General features: G+C 35.0%; 18 protein-coding genes. 11 read left to right on the top strand and 7 right to left on the bottom strand.

The genetic code is table 11. The features are described from left to right. Window positions 1–104 precede the first annotated feature (104 nt). Window positions 105–1,163, bottom strand: coding sequence for an efflux RND transporter periplasmic adaptor subunit (locus ACF3OB_RS01400; protein ID WP_172914480.1), 1,059 nt, complete (start codon window positions 1,161–1,163; stop codon window positions 105–107). A 67-nt stretch (window positions 1,164–1,230) separates the two neighbouring features. Next, complete coding sequence (locus tag ACF3OB_RS01395) at window positions 1,231–2,430, bottom strand: 6-bladed beta-propeller (RefSeq protein ID WP_392448049.1); 1,200 nt, start codon at window positions 2,428–2,430, stop codon at window positions 1,231–1,233. 277 nt (window positions 2,431–2,707) lie between these two features. On the opposite strand from ACF3OB_RS01395, the gene ACF3OB_RS01390 reads away from it, so the two are divergent. The 3 genes from ACF3OB_RS01390 (at window position 2,708) to ACF3OB_RS01380 (ending at window position 7,638) form a co-directional block, all read left to right on the top strand. Next, the gene (locus tag ACF3OB_RS01390) at window positions 2,708–4,738 is read left to right on the top strand and encodes a protein-disulfide reductase DsbD family protein (protein WP_095894361.1); all 2,031 of its coding nucleotides are present in this window, start codon (window positions 2,708–2,710) and stop codon (window positions 4,736–4,738) included. A 190-nt stretch (window positions 4,739–4,928) separates the two neighbouring features. After that, window positions 4,929–6,587 (top strand): S41 family peptidase, encoded by a 1,659-nt coding sequence (locus ACF3OB_RS01385; protein WP_392448046.1) that lies wholly within the window; start codon window positions 4,929–4,931, stop codon window positions 6,585–6,587. Window positions 6,588–7,104: 517 nt separating this feature from the next. Further along, window positions 7,105–7,638: a hypothetical protein gene (locus ACF3OB_RS01380; protein ID WP_095894363.1), complete on the top strand. Its 534-nt coding sequence runs from the start codon at window positions 7,105–7,107 to the stop codon at window positions 7,636–7,638. Between the two features lie 174 nt (window positions 7,639–7,812). Here the strand turns inward: ACF3OB_RS01380 and ACF3OB_RS01375 are convergent, their stop codons facing one another. The 4 genes from ACF3OB_RS01375 to aroB form a co-directional block, all read right to left on the bottom strand. Then, a complete protein-coding gene (locus ACF3OB_RS01375; RefSeq protein WP_172914584.1) occupies window positions 7,813–8,223 on the bottom strand; it encodes a DUF4293 domain-containing protein in 411 nt (136 codons plus the stop codon). Window positions 8,224–8,412: 189 nt separating this feature from the next. After that, window positions 8,413–9,312, bottom strand: a complete 900-nt coding sequence (locus ACF3OB_RS01370) for a PorP/SprF family type IX secretion system membrane protein (protein ID WP_095894523.1) — start codon at window positions 9,310–9,312, stop codon at window positions 8,413–8,415. A gap of 5 nt (window positions 9,313–9,317) precedes the next feature. Further along, on the bottom strand, window positions 9,318–11,876 hold the full coding sequence (locus ACF3OB_RS01365; RefSeq protein ID WP_392448045.1) for a reprolysin-like metallopeptidase: 2,559 nt from the start codon (window positions 11,874–11,876) through the stop codon (window positions 9,318–9,320). A gap of 26 nt (window positions 11,877–11,902) precedes the next feature. Further along, window positions 11,903–12,967 (bottom strand): 3-dehydroquinate synthase, encoded by a 1,065-nt coding sequence (gene aroB, locus ACF3OB_RS01360; RefSeq protein WP_172919500.1) that lies wholly within the window; start codon window positions 12,965–12,967, stop codon window positions 11,903–11,905. 220 nt (window positions 12,968–13,187) lie between these two features. Between aroB and ACF3OB_RS01355 the strand changes: the two genes are divergently transcribed. From ACF3OB_RS01355 to ACF3OB_RS01320, 8 genes are all read left to right on the top strand, one after another. Continuing rightward, window positions 13,188–14,369: a proline dehydrogenase family protein gene (locus ACF3OB_RS01355; protein WP_172918098.1), complete on the top strand. Its 1,182-nt coding sequence runs from the start codon at window positions 13,188–13,190 to the stop codon at window positions 14,367–14,369. A 5-nt stretch (window positions 14,370–14,374) separates the two neighbouring features. Continuing rightward, window positions 14,375–14,830 (top strand): SsrA-binding protein SmpB, encoded by a 456-nt coding sequence (gene smpB / locus ACF3OB_RS01350; RefSeq protein WP_392448044.1) that lies wholly within the window; start codon window positions 14,375–14,377, stop codon window positions 14,828–14,830. Window positions 14,831–15,659: 829 nt separating this feature from the next. After that, a complete protein-coding gene (gene pta / locus ACF3OB_RS01345; RefSeq protein WP_042344339.1) occupies window positions 15,660–17,744 on the top strand; it encodes a phosphate acetyltransferase in 2,085 nt (694 codons plus the stop codon). Window positions 17,745–17,762: 18 nt separating this feature from the next. Then, a complete protein-coding gene (locus ACF3OB_RS01340) occupies window positions 17,763–18,965 on the top strand; it encodes an acetate/propionate family kinase (RefSeq protein ID WP_042009002.1) in 1,203 nt (400 codons plus the stop codon). 156 nt (window positions 18,966–19,121) lie between these two features. Then, window positions 19,122–19,604, top strand: a complete 483-nt coding sequence (locus ACF3OB_RS01335; protein ID WP_042009004.1) for a hypothetical protein — start codon at window positions 19,122–19,124, stop codon at window positions 19,602–19,604. 115 nt (window positions 19,605–19,719) lie between these two features. Continuing rightward, entirely contained in the window at window positions 19,720–21,363 is a 1,644-nt protein-coding gene (locus ACF3OB_RS01330; RefSeq protein ID WP_042009006.1) for a sodium/sugar symporter, read from the top strand. Between the two features lie 142 nt (window positions 21,364–21,505). Continuing rightward, window positions 21,506–22,456 (top strand): D-2-hydroxyacid dehydrogenase, encoded by a 951-nt coding sequence (locus ACF3OB_RS01325; RefSeq protein ID WP_042009008.1) that lies wholly within the window; start codon window positions 21,506–21,508, stop codon window positions 22,454–22,456. A 33-nt stretch (window positions 22,457–22,489) separates the two neighbouring features. Then, window positions 22,490–24,391: an ATP-dependent DNA helicase RecQ gene (locus ACF3OB_RS01320; RefSeq protein ID WP_392448041.1), complete on the top strand. Its 1,902-nt coding sequence runs from the start codon at window positions 22,490–22,492 to the stop codon at window positions 24,389–24,391. Window positions 24,392–24,699: 308 nt separating this feature from the next. On the opposite strand, the gene ACF3OB_RS01315 is transcribed toward ACF3OB_RS01320, so the two are convergent. Then, complete coding sequence (locus ACF3OB_RS01315; protein ID WP_392448040.1) at window positions 24,700–25,113, bottom strand: hypothetical protein; 414 nt, start codon at window positions 25,111–25,113, stop codon at window positions 24,700–24,702.

The following is a 25,113-nucleotide window of genomic DNA, read 5'->3' as shown; positions in this document are numbered from 1 at the left end:
TAATTACAGGGCTTCGACTACGCTCAGCCTGACAGAAATATCCACTTTATTAAAGATATCATACTTTTTACAACACTTCCCTTTAAAAATGTCAATATCTCAACTTACTCTTTCACCACCACAGGCGATTCGTGAGCCAAATTAATATTTCCAGAAACGATAATCGGGTCGCCTTCTTTGAGGGTTTCGCCTGTTATGGTGTACTCGGTAGCATTTTCCAAACCTGTTTGAACGTAGTTCCAAAAGGCTTTTCCGTCTTTCAATGTGAAAAGAACTTTTCGGTTGGTACGCAGAACGACTGCTGATTTGGGAACTACCCACTGTTTTTCCAATGCTCGGAAAATACTTACACGAACGCTCATTCCTTCCACCATTTTCGGATGATATGCCACAGAGGCTTTCAGTTGTACCATTCCGTTTTGGTCAATCCACGGATTGATTTCGGTGATTTTTCCTTTGATTTTTACATCAGGGATTGAAAAAGGTATCACTTCCACCTCGCCGCCTTTTTGTACAAACCCTAATTCACTTTCCATAATAGGAAAGCTGACTTCCATACTGTGTAGATTCACGATATTACAGAAGTCTTTTGACATATCAGGATATGTGTTGGGCTTACTATTCAGGTTGGCGATTGTTCCGCTGATGGGTGCGTACAAAGTAACACCTTGAAGTTCGTTTTTAGCCATTTTGTAGTGGCTTAATGCTTTGTTGTAACCGCTTTTTACTTTTAGAAGTTCCATTGTTTGCGGAGGGACATTTGCGGAATCTTTCAGCTTAAACCCTTGACCGATAAGCATATCTTGCAACTCCAAACGGGCACGACTTACATCGTCTTGGGCTTGTTGTAATTTGTTTTCAAAAGAAAATCCATCCAAAGTAGCGATTATCTGACCTTGGGCTACGTTATCACCATTCTTAACCAAAATACGAGCAATCTTTTCGTTAGCTTTGAATTTGAGACCTACCATTTGTGAGGCGTGTATTTTACCGTTGCTAACAAGTTCGTGCGTAAATGGCTTAGATTGTAATGGCATAACGGTTACTTCTGTAGGCGATTCGGGAAGCAACTGCTGTACGTTTTCTTCTTTTGCGTTCGTAGTATCTGTTTTACAAGATAATAAAAAAATTAAACCGATGGTAGATAGTATTATTTTCTTCATTTTTTTTGGATTTCTGAAAATAGATTGATATAACGATAAAAACATGTGTTCGTGACTTTTCATAATGTTAAAACTTTTTCATTCTAAAAAAAATCAATACAGGATTATCGTCACTTTTAACTTTTCTCAATTTATCAATTTCGGGTAGGTACAGACTGTCTGTTGCATTTAGAAAATGTTCGTTATTTTTTATAAAATCATCTTCCCCAAACCAAGTTAAAGTCATAAATGTATCCTCATCTTCATTTACAGCTCTTACTATTTTGCCTGTAAAAATGTAGTACAGCAAAGGCATATTTTTCCAATCTTTACCCAACATAAAGACTTGATTTTTTGTTTCTTTATCAATATATAGAAAATGCCTGGTCATATTTAGACCATATTCAACAAAAAGAGTACGACTATTTTCGTAATAGTTAACACCAAAAACCTTTCCTGAGTCAACCAAATCCTCTGTGAAAAATATATCGTCAGTAGGCTCTATATTTTTATCTCCAAAATCAAAATTATATTTAGGTTTCAATTTTGTTCCAATGATTTCGTACGTATAATGATAAATAGAAGGGGTTATGTAAGTTCTATCATCATACGTGTTAAAGTAGTGATGTTTTGAATAATTAGATTTTTCAGGAGCTCTGTTGTAAAATCTTTCTTGATGTGGAAAATATAGTTCTTCAAGTTTTGAAAAATCATTATTTACCAACAGCAAGTCACTCTTCTCAGATGTCAAAATATTAATATCATCATATACCGCATAGATGGAATCATTAACGCTATAAATGTTCAACCCATGAAATTTTGTCCTAACTGCATTGATAAACCGTCCGTCTGCTGTATATTTAATCACTTTGTGCTTGCGTTCATCGTATGTACAAATATTGTTTGTTCTTTTTTCTATTGCAAAATCAGTAATCTCTGTATATTCTTCTGGACCTTGACCAACGGCATGAATCTTGTTTATAAACTTCCCTGTATTTGCTTCAAATATCAATATCTTATCTCTATCACAATGTAGATAAACCTTATTGTTGGCTACAATTACTTTCTCAATTTTATTTACCAAAGCATCTCTCCTTGTTTCTAAGGGAACAACTCTACAACTTTCAATGTAATCATTCAAATTAGTCGTTTGATTACTTTTTTTATTCACAGCATCTATTACAAACGTTTCTGCCCCTTCGTTATTCCAGACTACAACTGTTCCTTTTTTACTCTGTTGGCAAGAGAAAAAAACTAAACAAAAAAGTATAAAAATATTCTTTTTCATAATATAAAATCAAAACTGCCGTAAAAAAAGTTTTACGACAGTAATTATATGACTATTCGTTAAATACGCAATTTTTGTGAGTTTGATTATCCATAGAATCTAATTAATTCTTTCAAAAAGAAACTATTCATTGGAGCAAATGTAAAAATTTTTCGAAACAAATCAAAACTTTATTTTGTTAAGTGGTAGCCACTTCAATAAAATAAAGAATATTTTTGTTTTTTTCCACAAAAAAACTAATTTTGTCGTTTGTTATTAAAAAAACTTTTGTGATACGATGAAAAAAATATTAACTTTCTTATTATCAGTTAGTTTTATTTTGGTAAATGCTCAAATTTTTGATCCTGTCAAATGGGATACCAAAGTAGAAAAAATTAATGACCAAGAATATGACTTGGTAACTACTGCTACAATCGACCAAGGATGGAAACTTTATTCACAAACAATTCCACCAAATGGTCCTGTTCCTACAACTTTTGAATACATCAACGATGGTACTTTTGAATTGGTTGGTAAAACAGTTGAAACGGGTTCGGTAGTGAAGCACGATGCTGTTTTTGATATGGAAATCGGCTTTTTCTATAAAAATGCAACTTTCAAACAGCGTATAAAAATCTTAAAACCTTTATCTTCCATTAAAGCTGGTGTGGAGTTTATGGTATGTGATGATGCTAACTGTTTGCCTCCTGATACGGTTGATTTGATGTTTATCTTTAGTGAAAACACAGGTTCAACCGAGGCTAACCAAACGCAATCTGTGGACAATTCCAACGCAGGCATTTTTTCTTTAGAAGGAGATGATAAAACTCCAAACGACAAAACAGTTAAGGAGGAAACACAAAAAGTGGAAGAAAATGACAATAAAAATGTTGCAAACAAGGGACTTTGGAGTATTTTCTTTATTTCGTTCCTTTCTGGGTTCGCTGCTTTGCTCACTCCGTGTGTATTTCCGATGATTCCAATGACTGTAAGTTATTTTACAAAGCAAAGTAAATCGAAAATCAAAGGTATCAGAAATGCTATTTTCTACGGACTATCAATTATCGTAATTTACGTTGTGTTGGGGTCAGTAGTAACTGCAATTTTCGGTGCAGATGCTTTGAACGCTTTGGCGAGTAATTTCTGGTTTAATATTATATTTTTCTTGATATTGATCTTCTTTGCAGCTTCTTTTTTAGGAGCGTTTGAATTAACCTTACCCAGTTCGTGGAGTACAAAAGTGGATGCGCAAGCCGACCGTAGTGGTTTGGTGGGTATCTTCTTTATGGCTTTGGCATTGGCTATTGTTTCATTCTCTTGTACAGGGCCTATCGTAGGTACATTATTGGTAGAAGCAGCTTCTAAGGGTGGTATAGCTCCTATTATTGGTATGCTTGGTTTCTCATTAGCCATTGCATTGCCATTTGCTATTTTCGCAGCTTTCCCAGGATGGTTGAATTCATTGCCAAAATCAGGCGGATGGTTGAATACTGTAAAAGTCGTTTTAGGATTTTTAGAATTAGCTTTAGCTTTCAAATTTTTGTCGAACGCAGATTTAGCTTATCAATATCATTGGCTTGAGAGAGAGGTGTTTATAGCGATTTGGATAGCTGTTTTTGGAACATTAGCCTTGTATTTATTCGGAAAAATCAGATTACCTCACGATTCTCCCGTAGACAAAATTTCGGTAGGACGTTTGAGTTTGGGTCTATTATCCTTAACTTTCACGATTTATATGATACCTGGACTTTGGGGAGCTCCACTGAACTTAATTAGTGCATTTCCTCCACCACAACACTATAGTGAGTCGCCCTATGGAGTAGGATATACTAAAACAGGAGGCATCGTATCAAGTCAAGAGGACAGGCTACCCGAAGGAGCTCATCTGTTGGAACCTCACAATATTTTAGCTTTTGACGATTATGAAACAGGAATAGCATATGCAAAAAAAGTGAATAAACCTATTTTGTTAGACTTCACAGGTTGGACATGCGTAAATTGCCGTAAAATGGAACAAAACGTATGGGCTAAACCGCATATACTTGACATATTGAAAAACGATGTGGTGTTAATCTCCCTTTACGTGGATGATAAACGACCACTTCCTGAAAATCAAATAGTTGAATCAAAGTTAAAACCAGGTAAGCAAATTAAATACATAGGTCAAAAATGGAGTGAGTTTCAAACAGTTCGTTATAAAGCTAATTCACAACCTTTTTACGTGCTGATGAACCACGATGAAAGTAACCTTATTGATCCGATTGGCTACACGCCTGATGTTGATGAGTTTCATCAATGGTTAACGAAAGGAGTGGGGGCTTTCAAATAGCCACTCGGAACAATGAAATTTGTATATAGATAAAGGGTTGTCCGAGAAGTTGAGTTTGGCATCATGACTTTGCCTGTTAGTTTTCCTTCGTATTTAAAATTCTGAGAAATCGTGTGTAGGAGTTCCTTTTTCGTGCGATGGAATCCCAAAATGATGTAAGAACCACTTTTCAGACAACCTCTTTTAGTATATGAGAATAAAAACATACATATTGCCCATTATCATAAGTGTCATTTTGGGAATAGGCATTTTTCTTGGGCGTGTTCTGTCCGATTTTTATATCCAAGAACCTCTTCCCACACCAACTCCTGTGGTAGATATTGACTCTATTGTTGAAAGTCCAAGTAAAAAAAAACTTGGGACACTGATTGATTACATAGAAAATGATTATGTAGATAAAATAAATCCTGACAGTATTGTTGAGTTGACTGTTAATGGGATTTTATCAAAATTGGATCCACATTCAAGTTATATCTCAAAGAGAAACATTCAAGAAATTTCAGAAAACATCAGTGGTAAATTTGTAGGTGTAGGCATTAGTTTTTATATGTATAAAGACACTATTGCGGTAATGAAACCTATCGAGGAGAGTGACGCTTTCAGTAAAAACATTCAATTAGGCGATCGTATCTTAAAAGCTGACAATGACACTCTTTTTGGTAAAAAATTAACTTCAGAGATGGTTCGCAATACGTTCAAGGGAGAAAAGGATTCAGAAGTACTTTTAACCATCTATCGTAAATCCAATGATAGTATTTTTACGCTCCCAATAGTTCGAAAACATATTCCTATTAAAAGTGTAGATTGCTTTTATAAAGTGAACGATACCTTGGGGTATATTCGTATGAATCGCTTTGCTGAAACTACTCATCAAGAGTTTAGGTCTGCTTTACAAACACTTATAGATAAAGGAATTAACAGCTTAATTTTAGATTTAAGAAATAATACCGGAGGACTACTGAATGTAGGAATCGATATTAGTGATGAATTTTTAAAAGAAGATAAGATGATTGTTTTCACTAAAAACAATCGTCAGGAAATTGATGAAACCTATGCAACTGGTGGAGGTATGTTTGAAGAACAGCCTGTTTTTGTATTGGTAAATGAGCAAACAGCCTCGGCAAGTGAGATTGTTTCAGGAGCTTTGCAGGATAACGATCGCGGTGTAATTATCGGACGACGCACTTTTGGTAAAGGGTTAGTACAGAGTGAAATGCCTCTACCTGACGGGTCTGCCATACGATTGACCACAGCTCGTTACTACACTCCAACAGGAAGGTCTATTCAAAAGCCTTACAGCAAAAAACAAATTCGTAATTTCCAACTAAATAGCTCTAAAATGCCTGATTCACTGAAGTTTACTACGCCTAAAGGTAAGGTAGTTTACGGAGGAGGAGGGATATATCCAGATGTGTATCTGCATTCTGACATCAAGCCTGAAACCTATTTGGTCAATGAATTACTTAATTCAGGATTGACAAATTTCTTTTTATTTGAGTATTTGGATACTTATCCGAAAGTTAACGTAAAACCCGAGAAGAGCAGCTTTATTAAGGATTACAAAATCTCCAAAGAAATGCTGAATGCATTCTCTAAATTTCTGTCTAAACGAAAAATATTTATTGACTTCAAAAAAAATAGAGATGATATATCCAAATATCTGAAAGCAAGTTTAGCTGAAATTTGGTATGATGATAATACAGCGGGAATGCTCCGTAATCAAGGTGATTTGTATATTGAAAAGAGCATGTATTATTACAAGGGTGAACCTGCCAAACGAAAAAAAATAACAAAAAAGAAAGTTGTTAAAAAAACTACTTCAAAAGAGTACTCAAAAAAGAAAAATTAAAAGCCAAAAAGGCGTGTTGTAAAACAACCGAAATCAATAAAGAAATTTTAACCCTTATTAAGTCCGAACAAAACGATTTATTGTATATTACTTCTGTTTTATACTAATGGCATTAAGAGAAATAAATGAGAAGGTAAAAGAAGAGCTAATTATATGAAGACCAAAAGGAGTTGGAAATAGACTTACACTTGCTCGTTTAGAAAAAGATTTATTATGGTAAATTGATAAAGATGAAAATTCGGAAAATGGTAGTAACTGATGAAGTTGATGTAATAACCAGACTTGATTAGGAACAATTTAGGCAATAGCTATTGCAGAGCTAACCCACTCAGAAAAAGCTGTCTCGGACATTATAGAAGAATTGTTGTTGGATATTATGACTCTTTTAAAATCATACGAAGATGCGAAGAACGTATAGATTCCTGAAGAAAAAATAACTTTGAAATATAAAAAATACGATGATTTTCTACATTTTTGTAGAGCCCAAAGATATTTGGATTACTAATAATACAAAAATATGATAGGATTAAAATTAACAACAGATAATAAAACTTTCTTTGCCTCTCTCAAAGAAGGTTCTATTGGATTGATTATCAGTAGAATGATACGAGATACACGAAATTGTGTCAGCGTAAATTTTGGTGGATATGATATGCAAACGGAAACTTATCCACTTTGGCTTCTTCAAAAATTATTTTTAGGGGCTAAATTTACTGTAAAGGTAGAAGAAATCACTGTAAATTCTCCAATAATACAACGAGCTCCAGAAATTGAAAGTCATTTTTTTGAGCATCCTAAGAACATTGGTGTTGAACTAACTTTAAAAGAAGAGAAACTATCGGCAGTAGTTGAAAAAGGAAGTATTCATTTAATTGTAACTGTGTTGAATAAAGAAGAAAAAACAGAAATTGATTTAGATTTTTTAGCAACTAATCACTCCAATAATGGAGATATAACAAAATATTGGTGTAAAAAAAACTTACAATTAGGAGATGAGTTTATGATTGAAATTAAAGAAATTGAAAAAATGACATTGCCTGTTCAGTCATAATTTCAAACACCCTTAATTGAGGCTAATTTTTGTATTATGAAACATGTTCTATCTTTTTTCTGTTCAGAAAAAGGCGAAAAATTAGAAATAGCCTCTAAAAAACTTTATCAATAAAAAAACCTAAGTAAAAACTTAGGTTCTCTTAACGCACTAACACTACTAAGATTATAGGCTTTATCGCAATCGATCTGCTGATTTTACCAGATCTTCGTCCCGTCGGATAGCTTTATTAGCTAAAAACAAAAAAACGATAGAAAGGACGGGTAAGAAAATCCCAACACCCTTCTCAGAAATTCCACTTTCTCCGGATGAACTTAGCACTCGATATACAAATATTCCTAGTAAAGTAAGACTTATAAGGATATTCAGTCTATTCAAAACAAACTGAAGTTGCCTTGTTTTATATTTAAATATGGTATATACAGCTAAAACAGCTGATATTCCAAAAAAGATACCACTCAAAACATCGTCTAAGTATGCATAAACAGACTGCTGATTTTGCACATATAACGAAAATATAAACGGCAGAATGCCTCCAATTATGAAGACAAGTAGCATATAAATTGTTTGTACTCTTTGAATCATCTCAAAAATTTGAACGTGCAAATGTAAATCTTTTTATTCGTTTTACAAAGGTTTTTAGTGTGTTTTTTCATTATTTGCTCCTGTCTAGAGACCCTTTTTCGAACATAACTCTTTTTTTGTGTGACATATCGAAGATAGCTTTTCAAGGCTATATGCTGATAGTCAGACTACTTTTCTAATTTTATTGATTTACCATTTGAATTGTACCAAAAATTCATGAGAGCTTCGTGCATAGATGTTCAGCTGTGGCTGTGAATTGTTTTCGTAGCCATATCCCACAACTACATAATACTTTGGTATGTGGAACATAATATAGGCATTAAACGCTTTATCCGTTCTGTAGGTCAATCCTAATTCACTGTTTTTCAGGTAAACTCCTGCTAAAGTCAGATCAAATGACGGACTGACATCTTTCACAAAACGAGTCTGCAACATTGGTTTTAGAGTAAATTCTGGAGAGAGTTTCCAAAAATATCCTGCCAAACCATAGATATGAAAACGTTGGGCTACTGAAGTCATTACGTCTTCTTTTACTTTAACTTCTTCCGATGCCAATAGATTGGGAACAGATAATCCAACATAAAAATCACGATGCTCATAGTAAACTCCTGTCCCTATATTTATTTGGAATTTCCCTGATATAGTCTGTAAATAAGGATCGTAGTAGGTGTTATGAGGAGAGGTATAAGTTCTGATCCGACTTCCGTCTATATTAAAAAAATCACCTCCAAATTTTAATCCTCCGTACAATTTGCTGTATTCACTTATGGGTATGGCATATGCAAAATCGGCATATAATCCTGCTTGTTTTTGGATAAAAACTTTATTATTTTGAATTGAAAAACCGACACTTACACGCTCATTGATTCGGTGTGTGGTCAAAAGAGTCTGACTTTGAGGCGCTTCAGTATCTCCTTGCCACTGATTGCGTATGTCCACTGAAATGGTATGTCCTTTCTCTTGGCCTGTAGCCGCAGGATTTACCAAGTTTTTATGTTGATTATAAAATATGTGTGTAGGATTTTGTGCATATATGTTTATCACCGATATAAATCCAATTAGTATTATGTAATATATTTGTTTTTTCATCGTATTTAGTAATTTATAAATATCCAACCTTTGCGGGTATACATTTCTGTATTATCTAATGTAAAAATGTAAAAATAAGACCCCTGAGGTACTTTCTTTCCGTTGCTTCCCATGCCACTCCATTGATTTTTATAACCTTTAGTTTCATAAACCAATTGTCCTAATTGATTGTATATGCGTAGGGTACTATTCGGATATTCCTCTGCCCTGAGAATCGAAAAATAGTCGTGTATACCATCATTATTAGGCGAAAAAGCATTGGAAATCAAAACATAATCCAAAGACGTGTCAATATCATTAGCTATGCCATCACCATCTATGTCATTGTCGCACAGATCCCCTATGCCATCGTTATCCAGATCTGCTTGATTCGGATTGTAGATTTCTGGACAATTATCACTGTCGTTCGGTACACCATCTCCATCCAAATCATCATCACAAACATCACCAATACCGTCTCTATCCAAATCCAATTGATTGGAGTTGGATTGTCGTGGACAGTTATCATTATCGTTATGAACCCCATCTCCATCCCAATCATCATCACAAGCATCTCCTATTCCATCTCTGTCCAAGTCTTCTTGATTCGGATTTGCCAATTCAGGGCAATTATCTGCATTTGACATAATGCCATCTCCATCAACATCATCGTTTTCCTTGATGGTAATCGTACTTTTATTAACAGCCAAAAATATATTCCCTTCGGCTTTAATCATAAATTTCCCTTGATTTGTTATCGGAATATTCGGAATTGTAATTTTTGCAGTTCCATTATTAGGAATACCTGTAGCTAAAGTATGAGAAAAAGTAGCTCCTCCATCTTCGGAAAACAGAACTGATATTGTTTTTACGTTGATGTTATCACTATCAGTATTGGCCACGTCCCAACGGATAGTTTCGGTTTGCCCTACGTACCAATTTGATGGAGTAGTATGAGAAAGTACCGAAAAAGGCCCAGCTTTGTCATTCACCACTACTTGTATCGTTTTATAAGTTGTATTCCCAACAGTGGTTGCCGAAGTATTCCTATCGGAAACCACAAATGACCAGTTCAAGGTACGTCCCACATTAGTAACAGTTTCCCAAGCACTATTTTGGGCAGGGTGCGTTTGAGTTAGCTCTCCCGAAACGATGCGACTCAATCGCGGAATATAGCGTTTTGAATTTATTGAAGGAGGTAGCGAACGTGCTATTGCACCGGTCTTTGCATTAGGCGAAAAACTATACGAATTTGTTCGACTATCGGCTTGTTCCCATCTGTAAAGCAAAGTATCTTCATCAGCATCAGAAGCTGTTCCTTCTAACAAATAAGCTGTTCCTTTGGGGATTGTATAACTCAAAATATCGTGAATTTCAGGAACAGTATTTCCAGAATCTGTAATAATAGCACATCGTTTTTCTTTGACGTTTTGCATGATGTCATAAATACTCCGATGATGAAAATAGGCATCTGACCGTTGTTGTAAATTTTGGCTCATCAACACCCCTGCATATCCCATAATTGTTGAACCACTCCCTGGCTCAACTTGTGAATCTGTACCTTCATTATCATACGAAAAGGTATGGTATGCTCCCATTTGATGTCCCAATTCATGACAAAAAAGATCTATTTCGAAATAATCTGGAGAAACTTTAGAAAAATTAATCGCCGAAAAGCCTGCTCCTTTTTTACCACTTTCACACACACAACCTATACAACCTGCATTTCCACCTACATCTTCATGATGAAACAGATGTCCTACGTCATAATTCACAGAACCCACCTGATTATCAAATAATTCTTGTAGAATCTTAGCTTCTTTTAGATTGCCCTGTTCATTCAACCATTGGTCATAATTGATATTTTTTAAAGGATCCGCAGCTTCTGTATCAAACAGAATATTTTGGTCGGAAACCAATTGAAACTGAATTGACATTTGCGAACCATAAACTTGATTAACCCGATTGATGGTGTTTACCACTTGAATCAAAGCATTGGATTTTCCTCCAAAATATTGTGTGTACTCATGTGTCGCTGCTATGGCAATCCGAAAGGTACGTACCTTATTTTCAGTGCTATACGTAGCTCTTTTTGTAAGTTTTTTTTCTGAGGCAAATGCTTGAGTAGTACATTTTATGGGATTTTTCTCGGTCATGTCACGGTGATATACTTCATAAAGAAAACCTTCATCGTCAGTAGATTCGATGAAAGAGTAATGAAAATTTTCTTCCATGATTGCATTTAACCCACGAGGCGACCAAGTAATTCGGATGCTCCTCAAAGGATTAGTTATTGAAACCCCCGCAAAAGTTTTTATATGAGGATATTTTTCCTGTAAAACGGACGAAAGTACCTGTGTTTCCTGCAAACGAAAAGATTCAATATCTCCCTCTCCATTGGGTATATAAACCTCCGCTATTGATTTACTGGTTTGTCTTACATTTTTTAAAAGAGCTTTTGCAAAAGCCTCTTTATCAAGACTATAATAAAATTTCCCTTCTTTTTGTTCCTGTTTTCCTGTGGTATTATTGGGTTGCCAATAGCTTTGTGCATTAAGACTACCAAAGAACAAGATAAAGAACATATAGATTATATTTCTCACCGCAATTTTCATGAACGATAGTATTCAAATGCTTTGTAAATCAATTCATTACTTACCTTACAATCCAATTTTGGTTGTGAAATTTGTTCTAACAGCACGAAATTAATATTGCCATATGAATTCTTTTTATCAAATTTTAACAAATCTATTATTTGATCTATTTCTTCTTTTTTAAACGTATGTTTTTCAAAATATTGATTGAATACATTTTTGATTTCTAGAGCCTTTTCCTTTGGAAAACACAACAACTCGGAGGATAGATATGTGGCTAAAATCATACCAATAGCGATTGCTTCTCCATGCAAAAGTGCTTGTCGAGACGAATTTTGCAAACAATACGATTCGATAGCATGTCCTAATGTATGTCCAAAATTGAGAGTTTTTCGCAAACCTTTTTCAGTTGGATCTTGCTTGACAATATTATTTTTAATTTCGACTGATTCGTAGATGAGTTGCTCTAAATCCTCTATCGTTAATTCATCCAGTTTAAGCATTTTTTTCCAATACGTTTCGGACTGAATAAGGCCATGTTTAAACATTTCAGCCATGCCACTACGCAACTGATCAGCGGGAAGCGTTGCCAAAAATCGGGTATCAATCATCACTCCCTTCGGATTGTTAATCACTCCTATTTGATTTTTTAAAGCTCCTAAATCCACTCCTGTTTTTCCGCCTACGGAAGCATCTACCATCGCTAATAAACTCGTTGGAACATTCACAAAATCAATTCCCCTCATATAGGTCGATGCTACAAAACCGCCTAAATCCGTAACAACACCTCCGCCTAAATTGATGAGTAAACTTTTGCGATCAGCTTCCAATTCCGACAGTGCAAACCACACTTGAGAACAAGTATCTATGTTTTTAAACTCCTCACCCGCCTCAATCTCAATGATTTCAATCGGTGTTTCTGTTGCCATATCCGCTAAAAACAACGGCAAACAATAAGTGTTGGTATTACTATCTACTAAAATAAAAATTTTAGAATATTTTTTCTCTTGCAAAAGTTTATTCAGAAAATAAAAACTACTTTCGCTAAAATAAACAGAATAACCTTGTGATTGTATATTCATTTCTCGTTTTTGATACATTAACTTTGTATGAAGAGGACAAATATACTCTTAAAATTTAAGTAAAACAAACTTTACTATAAATAAAAAAAACACGACTAAAAATGAGTAAAAGACAAAAAAAAAATCATACCTTTGCCCTCAGTGGAAAAAATGATCTAAAATCATTAAACCTTTCATCTATTTATTAAAAATCAACTATTTAAAATACTTTAAAGAAAAAATGGCTACACGTTTTAGCGACACTCAAACTGCATTCGCACTGAAAGATAATTTTGAATTAGGAAGAGCTTATTGGCTTTTTCGTTTTATTGGGAATAATAGCCTTATTGGTATCGGTACAACTATGACTAATTTGTCTTTAAAATTACGTCTTCCAGTGGAGTGGCTCATCCGAAAAACAGTCTTTAACCAATTCTGTGGAGGTGTTTCTGAAGAAAATTGCAAACCCGTTATTCAAAAAATGTATGAAAAGGGAGTTAGTTCCATCTTAGACTATTCTGTTGAAGGTAAAGAAGACGAGGCTTCGTTCGAAGCTACATTTAAGAAAACAATGGAAATCATTGATTTTGTACACGAAAACAGAAAACAAGGAACTCCATTCGCTGTATTCAAACCAACAGGATTTGGAAAAATTGATATATATCAAAAAATATCCGAAAAACAACAACTTACAGATGAAGAGCAACAAGCATGGGAGCGTATCGTAGAGCGTTTTGACCAAGCCTGTGGAAAAGCAGCCAGCTACAAACTACCAATAATGATTGATGCTGAAGAAAGTTGGATGCAAGATGCTGCCGATCAGCTCATTGAACAAATGATGCAAAAATACAATAAGGATGAGGCTATCGTTTACAACACTCTGCAAATGTACAGACATGACCGATTGGATTACCTGAAAGGGCTACACCAACGTGCAATTGAAAATGGTTTTTACATCGGAGTGAAAGTGGTTCGTGGTGCTTATATGGAAAAGGAAAATGCAAGAGCTCAAGAAAAAGGATATATTTCACCCATCTGTATTTCAAAACAAGCAACAGACGACAATTACAACTCTGCAATTGTCTACATTTTAGAGCATATTGACCGAATTTCTCTGTTTGCAGGAACTCATAATGAGAAAAGTACGGGATTAGTAATGGATTTGGTAGAGGAAAAAGGCTTAAAACATAATGACAAACGCATTTGGTTGGCTCAACTTTACGGAATGAGCGACCATATCAGTTTCAATGCAGCTAAAATGGGATATAACGTAGCAAAATACCTACCATTTGGCCCTGTACGTGAGGTAATGCCTTATCTGATTCGTCGTGCTCAAGAAAATACTTCAGTCGCAGGACAAACAGGACGCGAATTGACGCTCCTTAAGCGTGAATACGACCGAAGAAAAAAACAAAAGAAATAGAAATTGTGCAGAAAGTCATCAACATACTTAACAAAAGAGCCAAATTTGAATACGAGATATTGGATAAATATCTAGCAGGAATAGTGCTTGTAGGTACCGAAATTAAATCCATTCGTTTGGGCAAGGCGTCCATTGCTGAAAGTTTTTGTGAATTTAACGACAAAAATGAACTTTTTGTCATCAACATGAATATTGAAGAATATGCCTACGGAACACATTACAACCACAAACCAAAGAGTGAACGCAAATTACTTCTTCGAAAACGTGAATTAAAAAAACTAAACAAAGAAGTTCGAAATACAGGTCTTACCATTGTTCCTTTGCGTATGTTTATCAATGACAAAGGATTAGCAAAGGTGGAGATTGCTTTGGTTCGCGGTAAAAAGCTATATGATAAACGCGAAACAATTAAAGAGCGTGACAATAAGCGTAATCTGGATAGAATCAAAAAAATACGGTAAGACACATTTCCTTTTGGTCGTATTGTAAAAAGTATGATGATATAAAAAAATGATAATCAGGGAAATGTAGTTATTTTGTTGAATGCAAATAAGAATTATACTGTATCGCCCTGATTGTCAAAGCACGAAGATAGTGAAAAACGGGAAAAATCTTATGGAAAGCAAAAATATTTTGCAAAGATTGTCATCACCAATTCATTGGCGACCATAATTTGACCTGTAAAGCTTGTTTATCAATGATTTACCAAAATGTTTTGATTTCAAAGAAACTTGAAAATCATTTTAAAGCCTTTGAAATTGCCTTTTTTACATCAATTTCGGACATATTTAATCATCATTTTTGGAAAACATGACCCAAAATTAATTTCTATTGAGTTACCACACGCTATGAAAACAAGTGCAAAACACTTAAATATAGTCTTTTAATTAAAATATTTAAAATTACCATTAGGTAACGATTAGAAATCTAACTTTGTTTTTACCCGTCAAATTATCCTATGCCTTACTTTCCAACATTTCTCTGATAAAAAATAAAGCCCCTTATAATGTGTATATTACAGCTTTTTGCTTAATTTTGCCGTTTAGTTTTATTTTCAAAACAAAAATAAGAGGGCAGAGCGTTCAAGAAATCGTACCGAATCTTAAAATGAAAAGAGAACGGAAAAATATCGAAAATTTAAGTATTGTTCTTTCCATGAAAATCCGTACCTTTGCATAACTTTTTCAGCAGTATGTTCATCACCTTCAAGGATTGGGACATATTCATGATGAATGGTTAGATTTATACCCAAAAGACAAAAAATAATTCCAAACAACAAAATAACAATTTATGAACAAATCGGTTTATATCATCACTTCTGATGCCTACAGTGGTAAATCGTTGGTAACCTTAGGAGTGATGCAGATGATTATGCGAAATACGGCCAAAGTGGGATACTTTAAACCTATTTTGGAGAGCAAAACTCAAAAAGATAATCATATTACAACTGTACTTTCTCATTTTCAGTTAGATATGGACTATGAAGATGCTTATGTCTATACACGTAGCGAGGTGACAAATCTCCAAAATAAAGGAAAAATCGGAGAGGTGTACGATACGATCATCAAGCGTTACAAAGCATTGGAAAATAAGTTTGATTTTGTGTTAGTTGAGGGGACAGATTTATTAGAAGACAGTAATGTTTTCGATATTAAGTTTAATGCTTCGTTGGCTCAAAACTTAAATATTCCTGCATTGGTAGTTTTAAAAGACAGCTTTTTGTCAGAGGATGAACTTGTAAATCAAATTCAAATTGAGGTAAACACCCTTTTGGAACAAGAGGTACAAATTTTGGGAGTGTTTGTTAACAAAGTTAAGAATTATAATGACAGCGTGAAACAAAGACTCGAAAAGGAATTTAAAGACATTCATTTTACGTTTATTCCACGAGAGGAAGATTTGAGTCGTCCTACGTTGAAAGAAATTGCTGATGAGTTGGGAGCTAAATTCCTTTACAAAGGGGACGATGTCAACATGATTACTAAAAAAACAATCATCGGAGCAATGCAATTGCATAATTTCTTGAATCACGTTTCAGAAAGTTGTTTGGCGGTAATCCCAGCCGATAGATCGGATTTGATTGTTGGTAGTTTAACAGCTCACATATCGTCCAACTACCCTCGCATTGCTGGTTTGGTACTTTCTGGAGGCATTGTTCCTGAGCGTTCAATAATCAAAATTTTGGATGGAACACAAAAGATTATTCCAATAATGCTTTCAAAATCAGGTACTTTTGAAACGGCTACTCGTATTGGAAATATCAAATCTAAGATATATCCTGAAAGTGCAGAGAAAATAAAATTATCAATTCAATTATTTGAAAAATATGCTGATGTGAGTAGTTTGAATGCTCGTATTTCATCATTCAAATCGGATGCTATTACACCACGTATGTTCCAATACAATATGGTTCAGAAAGCACGTAAAGCACAGAGACATATTGTTTTACCTGAAGGAACAGACGATAGAATTCTAACAGCAGCTTCTCAATTAGCAGTTGATGAATTGGTGTATCTGACTGTTTTGGGTGATGCTGAAAAAATCATGTCACGTGTTAATGAATTAGGTTTAAAATGGGATGAACGGCGTATTTTTATCGTAAACCCCGTTGAAAGCCCTAAGTACGAGGAATATGTGCAGAAACTTTACGACATTCGAAAGTCAAAAGGGTTGGAGCTTTCACAGGCCAGAGATTTGATGCTGGACGTATCCTACTTCGGAACGATGATGGTTTTTGTGGGAGATGCTGACGGAATGGTTTCAGGAGCGGTGAACACTACGGCACACACTATTCGTCCGTCATTGCAGTTCGTGAAAACCAAACCTAATGTCAATACAGTTTCATCTGTGTTTTTTATGTTGTTGAATGACAGAGTTTTAGTTTATGGAGATTGTGCAATTGTTCCTAATCCAACCGCAGAGCAATTGGCAGAGATAGCAATTTCCTCAGCAGAATCGGCTAAGGCCTTTGGTATTGAACCGAGAGTAGCGTTGTTGTCCTATTCTTCAGGAAGTTCAGGTACAGGTGCCGATGTGGATAAGGTTCGTACTGCTACAGAAATCGTCAAATCCCAATGTCCAGACCTTTTGGTCGAAGGCCCTATTCAGTACGATGCAGCTGTTGATCCAAAGGTTGGAAAAAGTAAAATGCCAAATTCAAAGGTAGCAGGTCAGGCAAATGTGTTGATTTTCCCAGATTTGAATACAGGAAACAATACTTACAAAGCGGTGCAACGCGAAACAGGAGCTTTAGCTATTGGCCCGATGTTGCAAGGATTGAAAAAGCCCGTAAATGATTTAAGTCGTGGAGCTACGATTCCAGATATTTACAACACAGTGCTAATTACAGCTATTCAATCCGTTATGGAAGAATAATTTTATCAATATACAAAAATGGAAATATTAATAATTAACTCAGGAAGTTCATCGTTAAAATATCAACTGATAAATTCAGAAACAGGTGATTCAATTGCCAAAGGACTTGTTGACCGTATTGGGATCGAAGGCAGTTTAATAAAATATGTAGCATTTAAAGACGGGAAAGAATACGAAACTAAGAAACAAGTGCCAATTCGCAACCATGAGGAGGCAATGAAACAGGTAACAGATGTGCTTTCAGATGCCGAAATTGGTGTTATTTCTGATGCGGATGCTATTCAAGTGATTGGGCATCGTGTGGTACATGGAGGTGAAAAATTTGTACAGCCAACCATTGTAACCGAAGAAGTGAAGCAGCAAATAGAGAAATTAATTCCCCTTTCACCTCTTCATAACCCAGCATGTTTGGAAGGTATTCGCAGTGCTGAGAAAATGTTTAAAAAAGCACAACATGTTGCTATTTTCGATACTGCTTTTCATCAAACACTACCTGCTAAGGCGTTCCGTTATGCCATTCCAAATGAGTACTATGAGAAACATGGAGTTCGTGTGTATGGCTTCCATGGGACAAGTCATAAATATGTAGACTCTCAAGCTCGTAATTATTTGAAAAATAACAATATAAAGAATATAACGATTCACTTGGGTAATGGTTCCAGTATGGCAGCAGTAAATGAGGAAGGTCGATGTATGGATACTACGATGGGACTTACGCCACTTGATGGATTAGTGATGGGAACCCGTTGTGGAACAATTGATGCAGGAGTCATTTTTTATTTAGCGAATCAACTGCAAATGACTACTGATGAAATCAATACCGTCTTGAATAAAAAAAGCGGGATGTTGGGACTTACGGGAAGTTCAGACGCTCGTGACGTATCCGATAAATATTTCGCAAACGACCCTAATGCCGTTTTGTGCTACGAATTATACGCCTATCGTATCAAGAAATTTATAGGTGCTTATGCCGCAGTCCTCAATGGACTTGACAGTATTACTTTCACAGCAGGTTTGGGCGAAAATGACGATTTAATTCGTTTGTTAGTATGTCAAAATTTAGAGTTTTTGGGTATTGAAATAGACGAAGAGAAAAACAAAACTCGAAATAGACCCAAACAAACTGTTGAAATACAGAAAGATAGTAGTAAAGTAAAAATATTGGTCATTCCAACCAATGAAGAGCTACAAATCGTAAACGAAATTAAATCGTTGTTGTAGTTCAATTTCGTTGTTATATTTTTAGGAATGAATTCATAAAATTCGTTTCATTAGCCTACCTCAGTTTGCAGATCTATGTATTTACAATAGATTTACAAAGTGAGGTAGTCTCACAAAATTTGATTTTTAAAAATAATCACAAAATAATAAACAATAATGTACATACCTTTTAACGAATTGCCAGAAACCTCTCGGATTTGGATATACCAAAGTAACCGTAGTTTCACTCCAGAGGAATTAGTAGATTTAGAACAAAAAATAAAGGTCTATTTAGATCAGTGGTCAGCTCACGGAATTGGACTAACTACCTCGTTTGAAATTCGTTACAACCGTTTCATTGTTATAGGTGTAAATCAAGAAATTCACCCTGTTTCAGGCTGTTCGTTGGATGATTTAGCACGTTTTATTCAAGAATTGGAAAGGAATTATCAAGTAGATTTATTCGATCGGATGAACGTAAGTTATCGTCAAGGAGAACATATAGCTTATAAAAAATTAGCCGATTTCAAAAAAATGGTAAAAGAAAAGGCTGTATCTGCTAAAACAATCGTTTTCAATAATTTAGTAAATACAAAATCTGAATATGAAACCGATTGGGAAATTCCTATGGAAGAAAGTTGGCATAATCGCTTTTTGTAATCAAAAAAATATCTTAAAAAAACGTATTCGTAATGTTTTATTTCGTATCTTAGCACCTCAAAAATCTTAATTTATTCAAAAATAAACTAACCGATTTTATAAAAAATAAAACAATATGAATTCATTTACAACGCTGGACATCGTCGTATTTGTGATATACGCGGTTGTCATTTTGTCGGTGGGTCTTTTTGTTTCCAGAGGCAAGAAAGACACTCAAAAAACTGCCGAAGATTATTTTTTGGCTGGAAAAACTTTACCGTGGTGGGCAATAGGTTCATCGCTAATTGCAGCAAACATTTCTGCGGAACAATTTATCGGGATGTCAGGTTCCGGCTTTGCTATTGGACTTGCCATAGCTTCCTACGAATGGATGGCCGCTATTACTCTTATAATCGTTGGTAAATTTTTCTTGCCTGTTTTCATTAAACAAGGTCTTTATACCATTCCTCAATTCATTGAAAAACGGTTCAACACTTCTTTGAAGACCATTTTGGCTGTTTTCTGGATAGCTTTGTTTGTTTTCGTAAACCTAACATCAGTTTTGTTTTTAGGAGCTAAAGCATTAGATACTGTTTTGGGTGGTGCTACGGGTGAAAATCTGATGTTGTTTATGATTGGATTAGCTTTGTTTTCAGCGGCTTATTCTGTTTGGGGAGGACTTTCAGCGGTTGCTTGGACGGATGTGATTCAGGTGGTATTGCTTGTTGTTGGAGGGTTAATTACAACCTATATAGCGTTGGACAATGTAACTCCACAAGGAGGAGCTCTCCATGGATTACAGCATATCTATGACGTAGCAGGAGATAAGTTTAAGATGATTCTTGATAAGGATAATCCTCAATTTAATAATTTACCGGGCATTGCTGTACTTATTGGTGGACTTTGGGTAGCAAACTTGTACTATTGGGGATTCAATCAGTATATTATTCAACGTGCTTTGGCTGCAAAATCATTAGCTGAAGCTCAAAAAGGGATTGCTTTTGCAGGATTTTTGAAATTGATAGTGCCTTTGATTGTTGTAATACCTGGAATTATCGCTTACGTGATGTACTACGAACCTGCAGGAACGGTAGCTATTGAAGGAGTAAAAGAGGCATTTACTAAAGCAGATGGTAGTATCGATTTTGATCGTTCTTACCCTTGGCTGATTAACCAGTTTGTCCCAGCAGGATTGAAAGGATTGGTGATTGCCGCCCTATCTGCTGCGATTGTTTCTTCATTAGCTTCCATGCTGAACTCTACTTCAACAATCTTTACAATGGATATTTATAAACCGTTTATTAATCCAAAAGCGTCAGATTCTAAATTAGTTACAGTGGGGCGTATTACTGTATTAGTGGCTTTAGCTGTAGCGACTTATTTTGCTCAATTTTTGGGAGCTTTGCCACAGATGTTCCAATACATTCAAGAGTGGACAGGTTTGGTAAGCCCAGGAATTTTGGCAGTATTTTTAATGGGATTATTTTGGAAAAAAACCAATCCGACAGGAGCTGTAGTTGGTGTTTTGCTTTCAATTCCAGTAGCTTTGGGGCTTAAGTTTTTGCCTGGTGTGGAATTACCTTTTATGGATCAAATGCTTTACACCTTATTAGTCACTATTGTAGTGATTATGGGAGTGTCATTAGTAACAGGAAAAGGTGACGATGACGAGAAAGGTATTCCTCTTACGCAGGAAACCTTTGCAACTAATGCAACGTTTAATACAGCAGCATATGCTATTTTATTGATTACGGCTACTTTGTACGTAGTGTTCTGGTAGGATTTTCAACTTCTGATATAAAAACTTTGATAAGGTGTAAAGTGCTTTATCAAAGTTTTTTTTGTTATAAAATGTTGAGATAGGAGTATAAAATCAAGGTTTTTTGTATCTTTGTCGGGAAATTAAGATATACTTAAAACGAATGAAAATACTTGCAAATGATGGTATTTCCGAGTTAGGAAAACGTCAATTAGAGGCTCATGGTTTTGAGGTACTTACAATAAAAGTAGCTCAGAATCAGCTTGTCAACTATATTAATGAGCATCAGATTCCGATACTTTTGGTGCGTTCATCCACTGAGGTACGTAAAGAATTAATTGAAGCGTGTCCGTCATTGAAACTCATTGGGCGAGGTGGTGTAGGGATGGACAACATTGACGTAGAAGAAGCAGAAAAACGTAATATTCACGTCATAAACACACCTGAAGCCTCTTCAAATGCGGTGGCGGAGTTGGTATTTGCTCACCTACTTTCAGGAATACGGTTTTTACATGATGCCAACAGAAACATGCCTTTAGATGGTGATACTCAGTTCAATCAACTGAAAAAGAACTATGCGAAAGGCTCTGAATTGAGAGGTAAAACCTTAGGAATTATAGGTTTTGGTCGCATCGGTAAAGCAGTGGCAAAAATGGGGATTGCTCTGGGAATGCGAGTTTTAGCTTGTGATTTATTTGTTAAGAATACTAATATTGAACTTTCCTTCTTCGACGGTACGTCGGTTTCTTTCCAAATTGATATGGTAAGCAAAGAAGAAGTATTGAAAAACTCGGACTTTATTACGGTACATACACCAGCTCAGAAGGAATATATCATCGATGAAAAGGAAATTGAGATGATGAAAGAAGGTGTTGCTATTTTAAATTTAGCACGAGGAGGTGTTATCAGTGAAGTTGCTTTGTTTAACGCATTGGAATCAGGAAAAGTGAGTTTTGCAGGTTTGGATGTATTTGAGAATGAACCAACTCCATCTATCCAAATTTTGATGCATCCTGATATTTCTTTAACTCCCCATATTGGAGCTGCAACCCAAGAGGCACAAGATAGAATCAGTTTGGAGTTAGCTTCGCTGATTATTGAAAAAATGAAATAAGATAATATACTTCCTTTTTAGTTCCTACAACTAATGGATGCATCGGTTTTTCACATACTAAAAAAACATTGGGGATATGATTCATTTCGTCATCCGCAAGATGCTATTATTGAGTCCGTTCTGCAAGGGAATGATGTGTTGGCGCTGATGCCTACAGGAGGTGGAAAATCAATCACCTTTCAGGTCCCCGCATTGGTTAATGAGGGTATTTGTCTGGTAGTATCTCCCCTTATTGCGTTAATTTCAGACCAAGTTGAGAACCTTAAAAATCGAGGTATTAGAGCAATTTCCTTAGCGGGAAGTATGGTTCAGGATGATTTAGAACGATTACTGAACAATGCTGTTTTGGGAGATTATAAATTTCTGTATTTGTCTCCCGAACGATTGCAGCAAGAAATGGTTCGTTATTTTATTAAGTTAATGAAAATTAATTTAATAGCTATTGATGAAGCTCATTGTGTATCGCATTGGGGGAAAGATTTTCGTCCTGCCTACTTGGAGTGTAAATGGCTGAAAGAGAATTTTTCCCAAGTGCCAATTTTAGCTTTGACCGCATCGGCGACTCCAAATGTACAACAGGATATTTTACAGCAATTAGGTATCCCAAAGGCAGAAATTATAGCTACTTCATTGAAACGTCCGAATATTGCCTATATTACCCATAAAACAGACAATAAATGGTTACAATTGGAACGTGTTTTGAAAAAAAATACGGGTACTTCAATTGTTTATATTCGCAGTCGTAATGGAACTGTCCGAATGGCTGAATATTTGCAAGATATTGGTATTTCAGCTACTTTTTTTCATGGAGGATTATCTTCCGAAGAGAAAAATAAAAAACTGAGTATGTGGTTAATGGATGATGTTCAGGTGATGGTAGCTACCAATGCTTTCGGTATGGGGATTGATAAACCTGACGTGCGGACTGTTATACACTGGGAAATTCCCCCTACGCTGGAAGACTACTTTCAAGAAGCAGGGAGAGCGGGTCGAGATGGTCAAAAATCACTTGCTCTTTTATTGTTTAATGATTTGGATATAGAAACTACCAAAAAACAATTTATTTCTAATTTAGTAACCTCTGAAGATCTTAAGTTGCTATATGCGAAGCTAAATTCTTATTTCTTAATAGCTTATGGAGAAGGAGTAGGGATTACTCGGAGTTTTCAGCTGGCTGATTTTTGTAAAAAATACAATTTACAAATACAAAAAACTTACAATGGTCTGCAACTTTTAGACCGACTTTCTGTCATTTCTCTTAGTCAAAATTTTCAAAAAAAAGCAACTATATTTTTTGTCGCATCGAATTATGAGATTATTCAATATTTACAACATAAACAGATGTTTAAGGATATAGTGTTTTATCTATTGCGTAATTATCCAGGGATTCACACACAGGCAATTTCCGTCAGAATAGAAAAAATTGCAAACAAAATTCATAAGGATACAGAGAATATTAGACAGCAATTATCTGTCCTACAAGAAGATGGTATCATTACTTACCAAGATGATACAAGTGATATAGAAATCACTTTCAATATGCCTCGTGAAGATAATCGAACCATTGCTTTCGTTGCAAAAAATATAAAGGAATACAACCAAACAAAAATAAATTTACAAAAGTCTGTTTTTGAGTATATTATAAATAACAGTGAATGTAAAAGCGTACAGTTGTTGCGTTATTTTGGAGAAAAAGATACTGCCACTTGTGGGATTTGTTCAGTTTGCAAAACACAGAATAATCAAAAATCAATTGATTATAAGCAAGTTGAGGAGCAAATAATAAAAGTACTCCACCAAGGGAGCCGAAATCTTAATGACTTACTTTTACTTCTTCCATTTGAAGAAAAAGAAATTCAAAAGGTGCTTTTTTCAATGCTTGATATGAATAAAATAAGGTTTAATGACTATAATCAGTATGCATTGCGTCAGTAATAAATATGATATCAATGATAAAAAATTAATTTTGTATATTTTACTATTAAAAATCCTACATATTCCTTACAAAAAAAATCAATAAACTAGTAACTACCAATTTATTGAGTTAAAAATATGTTTCTTGTGACCGCGGAGGGATTCGAACCCCCAACCCTCAGAGCCGAAATCTTAACTTTTTATATTTTCAATTTTGTAAACAATTGTTTTTTAGTAAGTTATAAAACGCAAAATCTTACATAAAACTATTTTTTTTAACGTTTTACCTTGCCGACAAGTATTTTTGTATTATGTTGTAAAACAGCGTGTTATTGTACTTTTTTGTATGTGTGAAAATCATTGCAACCGCATTCTTTGCTGTTTTTTCTTACTAAACCCACTCTGTATTTTATGGTATTGGGAGCTATTTTAATTGCTTCTCTGTATATGAAACTATCATTACTATCACTTGGATTGTAGAGTCCAATATCCACCATTATAACTCTATCCTCAGAAATTGAAATATATAAAAACTTATCTCTTTTGATATTTTTCTTAAATTCTTCGGTAACATGAGCGTAATTCACACTTTGCCACTTACCCACTAACCAATCAGGTAGGGTAGCCTCTTTAACCTCCTTGAATGAGCCAAAAGGAAAATGTACTAAACCATCATCGTCTTTTTTACAGGAAAGAGTCATTAGAGCTACGGTAAGTATTAAAATTATTTTTTTTAGTTTCAT

This window comes from Capnocytophaga canis, from assembly GCF_043187445.1.
Classification (GTDB): Bacteria; Bacteroidota; Bacteroidia; order Flavobacteriales; family Flavobacteriaceae; genus Capnocytophaga; species Capnocytophaga canis.
The sequence above is the reverse complement of the archived record's forward strand: the minus strand, read 5'-3'. Positions and strand labels throughout refer to the sequence as shown.